Annotated in this window: 10 protein-coding genes; 5 read left to right on the plus strand and 5 right to left on the minus strand. The window is 71.5% G+C overall.

Annotated elements, in window-relative coordinates:
* Positions 1 to 186 precede the first annotated feature (186 nt).
* The 5 genes from OOK31_RS38480 (at position 187) to OOK31_RS38500 (ending at position 4,096) form a co-directional block, all read left to right on the plus strand.
* On the plus strand, positions 187 to 417 hold the full coding sequence (locus OOK31_RS38480; protein ID WP_267092103.1) for a hypothetical protein: 231 nt from the start codon (positions 187 to 189) through the stop codon (positions 415 to 417).
* Entirely contained in the window at positions 417 to 635 is a 219-nt protein-coding gene (locus OOK31_RS38485) for a hypothetical protein (protein WP_267092104.1), read from the plus strand. Before OOK31_RS38480 ends, OOK31_RS38485 begins: the two co-directional genes overlap by 1 nt.
* A 58-nt stretch (positions 636 to 693) precedes the next feature.
* Positions 694 to 1,968 carry a hypothetical protein gene (locus OOK31_RS38490; RefSeq protein ID WP_267092105.1) on the plus strand — a complete coding sequence of 425 codons (1,275 nt, stop codon included), beginning with the start codon at positions 694 to 696 and terminating at the stop codon, positions 1,966 to 1,968.
* A gap of 63 nt (positions 1,969 to 2,031) precedes the next feature.
* A complete protein-coding gene (locus OOK31_RS38495) occupies positions 2,032 to 2,577 on the plus strand; it encodes a hypothetical protein (protein ID WP_267092106.1) in 546 nt (181 codons plus the stop codon).
* Between the two features lie 838 nt (positions 2,578 to 3,415).
* The gene (locus OOK31_RS38500; RefSeq protein WP_267092107.1) at positions 3,416 to 4,096 is read left to right on the plus strand and encodes a 3'-5' exonuclease; all 681 of its coding nucleotides are present in this window, start codon (positions 3,416 to 3,418) and stop codon (positions 4,094 to 4,096) included.
* A gap of 23 nt (positions 4,097 to 4,119) precedes the next feature.
* Here OOK31_RS38500 and OOK31_RS38505 read toward each other — a convergent pair whose 3' ends face one another.
* From OOK31_RS38505 to OOK31_RS38525, 5 genes are all read right to left on the minus strand, one after another.
* A complete protein-coding gene (locus tag OOK31_RS38505) occupies positions 4,120 to 5,565 on the minus strand; it encodes a hypothetical protein (RefSeq protein ID WP_267092108.1) in 1,446 nt (481 codons plus the stop codon).
* Between the two features lie 198 nt (positions 5,566 to 5,763).
* Positions 5,764 to 7,314: a hypothetical protein gene (locus OOK31_RS38510; protein WP_267092109.1), complete on the minus strand. Its 1,551-nt coding sequence runs from the start codon at positions 7,312 to 7,314 to the stop codon at positions 5,764 to 5,766.
* A gap of 367 nt (positions 7,315 to 7,681) precedes the next feature.
* Positions 7,682 to 9,979 carry a hypothetical protein gene (locus tag OOK31_RS38515; RefSeq protein WP_267092110.1) on the minus strand — a complete coding sequence of 766 codons (2,298 nt, stop codon included), beginning with the start codon at positions 9,977 to 9,979 and terminating at the stop codon, positions 7,682 to 7,684.
* 360 nt (positions 9,980 to 10,339) lie between these two features.
* On the minus strand, positions 10,340 to 10,603 hold the full coding sequence (locus OOK31_RS38520) for a hypothetical protein (RefSeq protein WP_267092111.1): 264 nt from the start codon (positions 10,601 to 10,603) through the stop codon (positions 10,340 to 10,342).
* A gap of 269 nt (positions 10,604 to 10,872) precedes the next feature.
* Positions 10,873 to 11,727 (minus strand): hypothetical protein, encoded by an 855-nt coding sequence (locus OOK31_RS38525; RefSeq protein ID WP_267092112.1) that lies wholly within the window; start codon positions 11,725 to 11,727, stop codon positions 10,873 to 10,875.
* Positions 11,728 to 12,123: the final 396 nt, after the last annotated feature.

Raw genomic sequence — 12,123 nt, forward strand, 5'->3', positions numbered from 1 at the left:
TCGCGGATTCTGCGAACACACCGGCCCCCTGTTTACCGATACGCTGCCCTAATCGGTAAACACGCAGTGTGAGGCCTGCACACAGGATGTGACGGCGCGACGGCCGGGCAAGCGGACACCGATCACGCAGAATGAAGAGGCGCCCGCGGCCGGGCGCCGACAGCACCCGACCCACAGGGGGAAGACATGGACAGCCGTTGGGAAACAGGTGAGGACCCGGCCGGCGAGGGCGGCCGGACGACGGGTGTCATCGGCGGTATCAAGGCGCCGTCGGGCGCCGTGGTGGTCGACCGGGACGCCCTAGTGCCCTACCTCGCCGACCTGATCGAGAAGTTCCGGGATGAGGTCGGCGACGACTGGGAATCGGACGATCTCGCCGAATCGATCGTGCACCACATCGAGCGGAGCAACCGGTGATGGCACTCGGGGTCGGGGGCGCCGTCGCGGCGGTCTCGGCAGCGTTCTGGGGCGGCCTCTTGGTGGGCCTCGACGCGCAAGGCGCGGTACGGGATTCGGCGGCCGTCGCCCTGTGGGCATCGCTCGCCCTGGCTGCGGGGCTGTGGATCGGCATCCCCTACGTACGGTGGTCAGCGGCCCGCGAAGCGGCCCGGATCCGGGCGGGGGCGCCTCGGTGACGGCCCTCCCGCACGTGCCCGCGTGGGCCGTCACCGTACAAGCCCCGGCGGCCGGCTGATGGAGCCGCTCACCGACGTGCTGCCCGGCCCACGGTCCGGCGGCCCCGTCCAGCTCGCCAACGGCCGTGTGCAGCACACGGACGGGTACACGATCGACGCTGCCACGCTCGACATGGCCGCGTCCGCGACGCCGCCGAACACAGAGCGGGCCAGGGCATCGCGCATGACTCAGTTCGTCAGTTGGTGCCAGGAGCGGGGGCGACTGCACGACGATCCGGGGACACTCGCCGACTGGGCCCACTGGCTCGCCGTCCAGCAGCACCCCGCCGAAACGATCGACGTCTACACCGCGACCGTCGCCGAACGCCTGGCCAACAGCGGGGTACTGGTCCCGCCGTCGGAGCGGGACCTCATCGCCCGCATCGTCCAGGCCCGGTCCCGCGACGAAGCACAGGACGACGACGGACACGGCGACGTGCTCCAGGCCGAGGAGTGCACCCGCGAGGACCTGGCGGCAATGCTCGCCGTGCACCACCCGGAGACGGTGGAGGGCATCCGCAACCGCCTCGTGCTCTCCCTGGCCTGGTACATGGGCGCGCGGGCCTCCGAGCCGGCGTCCCTGCGCGTCCGGGACATGAGGGTGGAGACCGTGCGCCTGGTGGACCGCGAGACCGGCGAGCTGTGCGAGCTGCCGGCGCTCGTGGTCACGCTGCGGCTGAGCAAGACCAGCCCCCACGGCCGGACCGCGGAGCGAATCCGCATCCTGGCCCAGGAGGACGACACGTGTCCGGTGGCGGCCTGGCGGGCCTGGTCGGCCGTGCTGGACCGAAACGGCGTGACCTCCGGGCCGCTGCTGCGGCGCGTCAAGAACGGTCAGCTGACCACGGCGGGACGGCCCCCTGCCGACCCGTCCCGGGCCGGCGGGATCGGGGATCGCACCATCCGCAATGTGATCGCGAGTTCCGCGCTGGCTGCCGGACTCACCCGGCCCCTGCTGCCGGAGGAACGCGAGATCATGTCGGCGGCCGCCGAGCGCGCCGAACTCTCGGCGCTGGTGCTGACGGAGGAGGGCCGCGCGGCGGTCCGTACCCGCCGGCGCCTGGCCCGTCGGGCCCTGCGGCGTGAGCTGCGGCGCTACTCCGGGCACTCGATGCGACGTGGCCCGGTCCGCCACGACCAACGGGCGGGCGTGTCCCGCGACGTGATCGAGCGGCAGTACCGATACACCCCAGGGTCCCGCGCGCTCGCCCGGTACCTGGATGACCTCGTGGCCTGGTCCTCAAATCCGACCGTCCCGACCCGCTACCGCCTGGCCGACGCCAACCGCGCCTAGCGGGCCCGCGCGGCGCCGACAGGCACCGCGAAACACTAAAAGGATATCCTTTAGGAACAGATTATGGAGAAAACTTCAGTCACCGCATGGATTTACGCCAGTCACGCCGCGCGATTCGAACTGCTGAAAAAGCGCTACCGGGAGGAGGAGCGGGCGACTGTCACGGCACTCGTGAGAGAGGGAAAGAAAATGCGTCAAGCTCGGATCATTGTCGCGGGAATGCGGGCTGTGGAATGGCCGTCGCTCGCCACGATCGTGGCCGCGGCGGTGGACGTACGGCTGTCGGCTCCCGACCTCGCCGGGCCGTGGCGGCCGCTGTCGGACCCGGAGCGGGACCGGCTCGCGCTGTCGGGTCGGTGGCCGGGGCCTGCCACTGACGCCACACTCGTCCAACGAAACTACGCGCTGCCATCTCCGCTGGTGGAGAGGCTTCGGACGGCGGCGTGGCGGGTCTCGGAGGAACCGTTGAGCGAGTTGGAGGGGCTCGGCCTGGTCGGCTCCGGCCTGCGCCTGAGTGAGGACCAGGTGGAGACGCGCAACCGGCTCGCGGCCCGCCTGTACCCGGTTCCCCGAATCATCCGAGAGGCTCTGAGAGACGCTGATTTTTAAAGGAGATCCTTTCAGGAATCATCGGCCGCGCGCGATTTATAAGGGGCCCTCAATTCGGCTCGCTCATCCACCTGAGTGAATTCGAGTAAAACCGGTTCGCGGCGGGGTTTCGAGTGCTAGCGTAATGTCGTCGACAATCCCGGAAAGGAGTGTTCGCATGGATTCGATTACGAAGGTGGATGTGGTGATTCCAGCGGGCCGGCCGGAATCCCAACCGGTCGCCCCCCGCCCGCTGGCGCACGTGGACGGGATCCCCCTGTACGCCTCGGGTCGGGCCCCGAATCGCCTCCGCTCGCAAACCCAGTTGGCGGGCGTCCGTCTCAAGCCGGCGCCCGGGCAGCGTCCGACGGCATACGTGCGGACGCGGGAGTGGGGGGACGTGGCCCTGTACGAGCCGGATGCGGCCGTACGGATGCGCCCCCTGCCCTCGTCGGTGAAGCGGCGGATGGCGGCCCGTCGTACCTGCCCCACGTGCCGCACGGTCCGACCGGGCATCGTGCGCGGTCAGCGCTGCTCGCTCTGCGTGGAACGGGACCGGGCGGCGGAGCGGCGGCTAGCGGCCCGCACCTGCCGGGACTGCGAGACGGTGCGTCCGCGGCCCTACCCCCCGGCGCACGGCCGGTGCCAGGCCTGCCGCACGGCACAACGCCTGAGGGAGCGGACCCGCCGGGCGGAGTGGCTCGCGAAGGCGACGACGTGCAGCGGTCGGGACTGTGGCGTGCGTGTGGTCTCGCGCCGTACGGCCCTCGCCTGGCTCCGCCGCACCGGGGCCGTCTGGTATCAGCCCTCCGAGTGGCCCGACCGGTGCCCTCCCTGCGACTCGGCCCACCTGGCGGAGATGGCCGAACAGGCGGAGCGTCACGCGCGGGAGGAGGCTGAACGGGCCGCTCGCGCGCGGGAGAACCGGGCCGCGAAAGTGGCCTCACTGCGGCAGTGGGCAGCGGACGCGCTGGCCGATCCGTCGGTGGTCATCCTGGACACAGAGACGTGCGGACTGGAAGCAGACTCCGCCGTGGTGGAGATCGCCGTCATCACGGCCGGCGGTAACGTCCTGCTGGACACCCTTGTGAACCCCGGTCAGGGGGTCTCGATCCCGGCTGAGGCCTCGGCCATCCACGGCATCACAGACTCGGACGTGGACCAGGCACCGACCTTCTCGGATATCGCCGTACGGCTGACGCAGGTCCTCGACGGGCGACGGATCCTGATCTGGAACGCGCCGTACGACGTCGGCCGGCTGCGGTACGAACTGAACCGGCACTACACGGCAATGGGGCACTCCGACGCGGCGGCGTCCGCAGACGCGTGGCTGGACTGCATGCGCTTCGAAGACGCGATGATCCCCTATTCGGACTGGGTGGGTGACTGGTCGGACTACTGGGGCTCGTACCGCTGGCAGGCCCTGCGGGGTGGGCATCGAGCCCTGGGGGACGTGCGAACCGTGATCGAGCGGCTGCGGGAGATGGCCGCGACGCCTGCGGCATCCGATGATGCCGCAGGGGCCCTGAGGATCGGGTAGTGCTCTGAGCCGTCCGCCGGACGCTAGTTGGCGAGGTCGTCCACGGCGATCTCTCCGGGGATCGAATCCGGCACGTCCGGCGTGTCGTCCTTCCTCGCGGGCCGACTGCCCCTCGCCTTCTTCTCCGCCGCTTCCTTGCGCAGGGCCTCCAACTCGTCGGCAAGCTCCTTCCGGGCCTCCTCTGCTCGCTGAGCGGCGGCTTCTGCGGTCTCGGCCCGGAGGGTGGCGGCCACACTGTCCCGGTCCGCGCGGCGCCGCTCCTCGACCTCGCTCGCGAGCTGGGCGGCCAACTCGTCGCGGTGCTTCTCTGCGGCGGCGATCTGCTTGTCTGCTCGCTCCTCGGCCTTCACGGCCCGCGCCTCGGCCTGCTCCCTCCACCGGTCTGCCTCACCCGCGAGTTTCTCGGCGGCGACGCGCTGACGGCTCGCCTCCACCACCTGCGCGCCAGCCCGGTCGCGCTCGCCTCTGGCGTCCTTGGTCTCCTGCATGGCAGCGGCGTAGCCGGTCGCCAACTCCTTCATCTCCTCCTCGGCCTTGGTCGCGCGCACTTCGGCGCGGGCCTGGGCGTCTGCGGCAGCAGCCGCGCGGGCCACGGCGTCGCCGGCTTCGCGGCGGGCATCATCGCGTTCACGCTCGGCCTCGGCCCGCAGCTGGCTTGCCTCGTCTGCGCGGCTGACGGCGCGGTCCCGCTCTCGTCCGGCCTCCTCAGCAAGCGCCTGGGCGGCCGCCGCGTCCTGGCGTGCCTGGTCGCGCTCGCCGGTGGCACGCTCGCTCTGGGCCACGGCGTCGGTCGCGATACGATCGGCGGTTTCGGCGCGCTGCACGGCGGCGTCCCGTGCGGTCTCGGCGAGCTCCTGGGCGGCCTCGGCGGTCTCGGCCTTCTCCTCGGCGATCCGCTGCCTGTGTGCTGCTGCGGTCGCCTTGTTCTCGGCGTTTTCCCGGGCGGTGTCGGCGGCCTCCCGTGCGGTCCGGTCCCTCTCGGCGACGGCCTGTGCCGCATCGCGATCCGCGGCCGCCTGTTGTGCCTCGGCACGGGCGGTGGCTGCCTCCGACCGGGCCTCGGCGGCGGTCTGGTTGGCCTGGGCCACGTCGCGCATGTTGGCGGCCCGCGCGGCCGCCAACCGGGCTTCCACACCCTCGGGAGAGTTGAGCTTCTTGATCTCCGTCCGGGTGTCGGCCGCCACCTGCTCCAGCCGCGTCACAGTCTCCTCCATGCGGAGAATCTGACCGGGCAGACCCGGCGCGTTGCGCTCGCGGGCGCGTGCCTGTCGACGCTCGGCCTGGCACTCCTTGGTGCAGTACTCCGGCGGCCGGCCCTTCTCCCTCGCGTGCCTCGCCCGAACAATCGCCTTACCGCAGTTGGCGCACGGCTCGGGCCAGTAGCCGTAAGGCGCTTCCTCCTCTCCGTCGTCGCCGCCACCCTGGTTGACGGGCTGCTGCGGCTGCGGTTCGTCCTGGTCGTCGTTCACGTACGGGTCCCTCTTCTCCAGACTCGGCCGGGCGTGCTGCTCGATCGCGCCTCGGCGGCCTGCCGAGGCGGGTCGTTGGGCCGGCCCCTGATCGTCCCGCATCGGCGCACGTGGGCACTCCGCCTCGGTGCGCGGGAAGACGCTCGCGGCGAGCCCACGTGGTCAGAACGCCTCGGGCCGCGCAGGGGGGTTGGGGGGCTAGATCGCGCGGTGGGTTCGCGCGGCGGCCGACGTCACACGTGCGCGGGGGGCCGGTCGGGCGGCGTCTCGTGTGCGCAGGGTGGCGGGCCTGGTGGTGGCGGGCTGCCGGTAGGTTCCCGTGCGGGGTCGGCGTGTGCGGCGGGCCCTCGCGGGGGTCGGGCTGTGAGGCGTCGGCGGAGTGGCCGGCTCGACGGTGGCTGTCCAGGGGTCGATGGGATCCTGAATCCAGAGTTCGGCGGCCACGGCGTCGGCTCGCTCCCAGAGGGGCCGGCGGGCGTCGTCCCGTACGGGCTGCTGCGGGCCTTGGGCCATGGACGCGGTGAGGTGTGCCAGGACGTCCGATCGGTACCGGCGTCCCAGGTTCTTGACCTCGGTCGGGGTGAACTCGTCCAGCACGCCCGACAGGACGGTCATCAGGCTGCGGCGCCATGCGCCGTAGCGGCGGGCGGCCCGGGTGGCCATTCGCTCCAGCCTGGTCATGACGGGGCCCAGTGCGGTCAGCATGCGGTCGACGGCGCGGGCGGGGCCGGTGACATCGACGTGGCGCCACAGCTCGGCACCGGTGTGGGTGCCGTCGGCCAGGAGTCGGCGGGGGCTCGACGTCTGGACCCCGAGAAGTCGGGCTAGTTCCAACACGATCGCGCGGTGGTCGCGGGCGCGGTGGGCGCGGTGGGCGGGGAGGGTGATGCGGGCCTGGCTGTGGCTGCCGGTCTGGCGGTGGCGGGTGATCTCGGCGCGTACGGACGGGCGGCGGGTCGGCGCCTGGGCGGCGTCGTGGGCGGCCTGTTCGGCGTACTCCTCGGCCCATCCGTCCTCGTCGGCCTCGGCCTCGGGGACGTGTGGGGCGGGCTGGTAGGCGGCCCGGCAGGTGCCGCATCGGGCGTCCAGCTCCCAGGATGCGGGGCAGGATCCGCACCCGTAGCGGCGCTCATGTGCCCGCTGCTGCCAATCGGCCTCCCGCTGGGCGGCCTTGGCGGACCGCTCGGCCTCGTCGGCGGCCTCCCATGCGGCTTGGCGGGCTGCGAATTCCTCGCGGTCGATGGCGGCCTGTCGCATGTGGGCGGCGAGCCATTCGCGGGCGGCGGCCTGGCGGCGCTTGTCCTCCTCGCCTTCGGGGAGGCAGGGGAGGAGCTCGGCGCGCTTGCCGTGCGCGCGGGCGCGGTTGACGCGGTGGCTGTGGGCCCGGAATGCCTCCGGGGTCATGAGGGCGTCCGGGACGGCGCGGAGCCGGCGGGCGGCTTCCACGCCGTCGGCGGTGGCGGTCACGATGCCCTCGGCCACGGTCAGGAATCCGCCGGCCGTGAGGGCGTTGACGCGCTCGGCGGAGATGCGGCGGCCGGTGGGGGTGCGCCGGTAGGTGCCGGTGCCGTCGGCGTGGATACCGTGCGCGGCGGCATGCTCGACGGTCTCCAGATGAGGGAGCGTCCAGCGCAGTGCGGGTGCGGTGTCCTCGGCCAGGCGCCGACTCAGCCATGCTGCCGTGTCGAACTCGTCGGCGGGGTCGTCGTCGCGGGTGAGGGAGGAGGCGATCTCACGGGTTGTCAGCACCCGCTCACTCTACCATTTACTCTATTACCATTACCAGTAATTGAGAAAATGACGGTTAACGAACGGCTGCCAGTTTTCGCGGGGTAGGTGGCCGGCCCCTCGCCGGCTGGTCCTGCTCGGGGGCTCCGCCCCTCGGCGGCTAGAGCCGACCGGGGCGTCCTGCCCGTGACGACAGTTTTAGCGTGTGCAAGCTAAATTCCCTCGGCCCTGGCTCGTCGCCGGCCCCTGAGGGATTTCCGGCTTCGTGCTCCGCGTGCTGTGCGCGCTGGGCTTGGGTCCTGTCGGTGGTCGTTCGCTGCGGTGGTCACCGTGGTGACTCTCCGACTGCGATCGACCGTGGGCAGACTCTACCGCCTTCCTCCCCTCCTCATGCGCTTCTCTGCTCGGTCGGGCGTGTCGCCTCTTCGGCGGCCTGCTCGGCTGCGGTACGGCGTACCGCGTGCCACTCGGCCGTGACCTGGCCTCGCCAGGTCACGCAGCGCTCGCCCGGGGCGGCCTGGCAGTGCCGGCAGTGCTGGCGGGCAGGCAGTACGGCCCGGCGGCGGCGCTGCTTCGGCTGCTGGGCTCCGGTGGGGCTGAGGTGGGCGGGGTCGATGATCTGGCCGCGCTGGGCGAGCTGTTGGGCGTGGGCGAGCATCCCGGCGGCGCCGATGCGCTCGGCCTCGATCTCGCGGGCGCGGGCGTGGTCGGGGCTGCCCGTGCTGGTCCGGGGGTAGGCCCGTGCGCCGGCTCCCATGCCTGGGATCACCTGCTGATCGGGGCCGGGCCTCAATCCGCGGCGCCTCTTCTCCGTCCTGGTGAGCCGGCTCCACTCCTCCTCGCTGGCCCACCAGTCGTGGGCGGCCTGGTCGACGCGGGCCTGTGCTGCCAGGTGGGCCGTCCGGGTCGCCGTTCCGGTCTCCTGGCCTGCCTCGTACAGCGGGCGGGCCGTGGGGGCGTACGTGTTGGCTCCTCGGCGGGGGCGGGCCGTGGTGATGAGCTGGAGGGCCTGCGCCTGCCTGAGGTGCCGCAGGGTGGCGCGGCGGCCGTAGCCGGTGGCGGCGGTGATCTGGGCCAGGGTGGGCCGGTCCTGCTGCTGAACCTGCCACAGGGTGCGGGCGGCGTGGTGTCCCAGGGTGTGCCATACCCCGGCCTGCTGGTGGGCGATCAGGGACCGCAGGTAGGTGGGGAGTTCAGCGGGGGGCCGGGCGGCGGCGTTCCGCCTTCTGTCAGACCCCGGGTGAACTGGGGAAACGGTCTCGGGGACTCGGTCGATCGCGCACCGGTGGCCCTTGTGCTCGGGGCACTTGTGCTCCGTCGCCAGGGTCACCCGGCGGGCCTGTCCGGCCCTGCGGTTGGCCTCGGCGGTGACGGTGAGCCATCCGTCCCTGATCAGGCGCCACAGAGCCAGGGAAGCCGTCTGGTACGTGTACCCGGCGAGCACTCCGACGCGCCGCACGTTGGCGGACACGTCGGTGGTGCTGGCGCTGACCATCAGCCATGCCACGGCCATGAGTACGGCAGCGTCCGCCGGGCCCGACTCACGGCCCCACCGGGCGGGGCCGGCCACCTGCATTCGCGCGAACAGGTCGGCCACGGCGGCCTCGGCGTCCGTGCGGTCCTGGTGGTGGCCGTCGTCCTCCGGGCGGCGCGGCATGCGGGCGGCGTCCTGAACGGCGAGCCACCACACCCGGGCCCACAGCCGGGCCGTCTCGTCCTCGTCGCGCGGGGCCCGGGTGCCGTCCTCCTGGCGCTCGCTGCGGAGCCACTCCAGCGCGGGAGAGGACTCGGCGTCGCGCACCACGGCCAGGGCCTCGGCCTGCGTCCAGCCGGCCAGGGCCATGGACCGGGCCGAGGCATGGGCCCAATCCGAGAAATTCTGACGATTCGTCAGAATGCGGCGGAGACCCTTCACCGCGCGCTCTCCAAGGGGGCGCCACGGCACGGCGAGCCTGGGGCATCCGGTGGCGTCCTGCTCGACCGGGCGGACGATCGGGCCGCGCTGGCGGATGGATGGCGGTACTTCGGTGTCCTCGCCGTCGACGGCGAGGACGGCGGCCGGCCGGGAGGTGCTGGCGGGGCTGACGGCGGCGGCCATCGTCTCCAGCCGCGCCGCGAAACGCTCGAACGCCTCGGCCCGCGCCGAGGCAACGCCGAGGGCCGTCACGGCCTGCTCAACAGTGTGGGCCGTGAGCTCGCTGTGTCCGCCGAGCCGGTGGGCGGCGCCCGGCGGGCGAACTGCCCCGGCCATCGCGTTCATCAGGGGCGCCGTGTCCAGGGACGGGCACAGGGTGCGGGCTGCTCGGGCGATCCGCCGCACCGTGGTGACGGGGATGCCCTCCGCGCATCCGAGCCACACGTGGCGGCCGCCGGTGGGGCCGGACAGGGCCGGTACGGGCTCGATGCCCTCGGCGGCGGCGGCGGCGGCGGCCAACTCGGCGTCGGCTGCGGCCTGGGCGGCGGGGACCCGCTTGGCGTCGAAGTCCAGCGGTACCAGGGTGAAGCGGTGGGTGCCGTGGCGGCGGCGCGTGAGGTACATCGCCACCGGCCGGGCCGGGTCGACCTCGGCGAGTGCCACGGCCTCGGGGTACGTGTTCCGCCACTCCCCCGGCTCGCCTGCGGCAGCGCGGACACGCGGGCGCGGGGACAGTTCGGCCAGGAACCGCGTCAGGGTCTCGTGCGCCACATTTCGCGTGTACACGCTAAAGCCCCCCGATCCCTCAAGGGACTTAGGGGGTGAATCGGGCACGGAAGCGGAAAAGAGATCGTCTTGTCGCATAAGCGCCACGGACACGCCGGGCCGAGACAAGCCGGTGCCGCCACCGTGGCTCGCTGCTACGATGGCAACGCTCCTCGGTGTTAGAGGACGTACGAAAGCCCACCGCCGGCCTAGTAACCCGGTAGTGATCTTCGTGCTTCATCTGGGATCGGGAGTCTCAGCATTGGTCGCCACAACCGTTGTCGGCTGAGACCCCGATGGGCTCTAACGCTTCGCCCGGCTAGTAAGGCCCGGCGGCTGGAGAGAGCCTCTTATGCATAGGTCAGATCAGCTGGCCTCCTTGAGCTGAATCGCCTGCGGCCAACCTGCGGGCCGGCCCGTTGACGGGTCCACCTCGATCAGGTCAACCACAGCATTCAGGAACCCGGCCACCGAAATATCGGCTGCTTCGCACATGGCTAGCAGCTTCACCGCGTTCTTGGGCTCGAAGTTCGAACCCGGCCTGTACGCCTCACCCTTGGACGGGTCGTAGGTCGCAGGCCTGAAACGCGTGCCTCTCGGCGGCCCTCCCACACCTCGGCGATCACTCATGGTGAAGATCCTGCCACACTCAAGGGAGTCTTGCAGCAAGACATACGGTGTGGCGGCGAACTTTCTTCGGGGCTCACGGGTTTGACGGTACAGATGCCCGTTATTACCTGTCCGTCACATTCCGGCGGCGCTGCCTCGGCGGCAGCGCGGGTCATGGCGGCTCGATGCCGCCGGGACCCGCTCCGGGGCCGGCACCCGGCGGCCGGCGCAAAGCCCCCTGACGTGAGGTCAGGGGGCGCCCCGGTGGCACCCCCTGACCCTCCGGGGGCCTAGCCCTCGTCGGCCTTGCGGAACGGCTCCCCACAGCGGCCGCACATCAGGGCGCCCCCGTCCTCGTCGCCGTCCTCACGGCCGAACTCCCACGTGGCCCGGCTGATCTGGATGCGGCGGGCGGCTTCGGGCTCGCCGTCCTTGCCCGGCTTGGTGCAGCCGCACACCACGAGAAAGCGCGTCGGCGGGCGCTTCGCCTTCTTCGGCTCGTCGTCGCCCTCGCCCTGGCCGCCCTGGGCTTCGCCGTCGCCGTCTCCGTCGTCGCCGTTCTCGTCCTCGCCCCCGGTCGGCTTCGCGGTGCCCCCGAAAAGCGCGGTCACCCACGGGTCATGGACGTAGGGCAGGCTGGCCGTGTCCAAGGTCTGGATGACGGACTCGTACCGCGCGGCGGCCGCGTCGGTGATCTGGCAGTCAGACCACCCGATGACCGACGCGGGCGACGCGGGGCCCTGCAACCCCAACTCCTCCGCGATCTTCACAAAGCGCTTGTTGTGGTACCGGTAGTCGCTGCTGGTGTCCTTGATGCCCCGGACGTGGGCGAGTGCGTGCGCGGCCTCGTGTAGAAGCGTCTGCATCGTGCGGCGGCCGCCGAGGCTGATGAGCTCCCCGCCCGCGAACAGTTCGTGGGTGCGGGTCCCGCCCGTCGTCCACCTGCGCTCGCCGAAGTGCCCCCACTTGAGGGATGCCCCGGTCCTCCCCGTGCCCGTGATCATCAGGACGGCGGGCACGTCGGGGTGCTGAGCTCGGATCGCGCTCCACGCGCCCTCTAGGGCGGTGATGATGCGGCTGCCGTGCTCCTGCTGGGCCTCGGCCGGTCCGGCCTGCGTGGGGATCGTCGCGGTGGTCGTGTTCATCGATGCTTTCCTATCGTGCCGAGAGTTCGAGTGGGTGCGGATCGGGGGCGGCGAACTGATCGCCGCCCCCTGGCGGGTCAGCTCGCGCGGCGGTCGCGCTGCTCGGGGATCCGTCGGATCGGCTCCGAGGGCGGACGCTGAGCCGGGATCTTCGGGATGACGGGCTCGTTCTCCGGGTTGTTCATCTCGGTTCCTTTCGGGGGGTGTTGGTGGTCTGCCTGGTAGGCCGGGTGCCGTTCCCTGCCCTCCCTGACAAGTACTAGATTACAGCAATAGAGCGTCACATCCAACTTTCCGGCGTGTCGAAGCACCACAAAACCGCAGGTCAGAGACCTACCAGAAGATCTTTCCGAGTTTCTTTTCGCGTGTACATGCGAAGTTGAAGCGTGGCCGAGT

This window comes from Streptomyces sp. NBC_00249, from assembly GCF_026342355.1.
GTDB lineage: Bacteria > Actinomycetota > Actinomycetes > Streptomycetales > Streptomycetaceae > Streptomyces.